Genomic DNA, 388 nt, shown 5'->3' with positions numbered 1-388 from the left:
CTCAACTACTCCAAGCGCGGGCGGCAGATGCAGCTCGTCATCCCAGGGGCCTGAGCCCCCGGTTCGCGCGCCCGTCAGGCGAAGCCCGCCTCGGCGAAGGTCGCCATCCCCGACAGGCACTCGCAGGCCGCCCGCACCACCGCGACGGCCAGCGTCCCTCCCGTGCCCTCGCCCAGCCGCATGCCGAGCGACAGGATCGGGTCGAGCTCCAGGTGGGCGATCATCCGGAGGTGGGCGGCCTCGGCGCTCTGGTGGCCGGCCTGGGCGTGCTCCAGGGCCCCAGGCACCGAGGCCGAGAGCGCGAGCGCCGCGGCCGGGCAGATGAAGCCGTCGATGATCGTGGGGATGCCGCGCGCGCGGCATCCCCACGATCATCGACGGCTTCATC

The 388-nt window shown here is 73.7% G+C and carries 1 pseudogene; it reads right to left on the bottom strand.

From position 1 onward, the window contains the following. Nucleotides 1–74 precede the first annotated feature (74 nt). A pseudogene (locus tag HNV26_RS37760) lies at nucleotides 75–353 on the bottom strand (nicotinate-nucleotide--dimethylbenzimidazole phosphoribosyltransferase); the annotation flags it as partial. Between the last annotated feature and the right edge of the window lie 35 nt (nucleotides 354–388).

Origin of the sequence: Myxococcus xanthus, from assembly GCF_013116825.1 — a bacterium.
Classification (GTDB): domain Bacteria; phylum Myxococcota; class Myxococcia; order Myxococcales; family Myxococcaceae; genus Myxococcus; species Myxococcus xanthus_B.
This window is presented reverse-complemented; position numbering and strand designations above follow the sequence as displayed.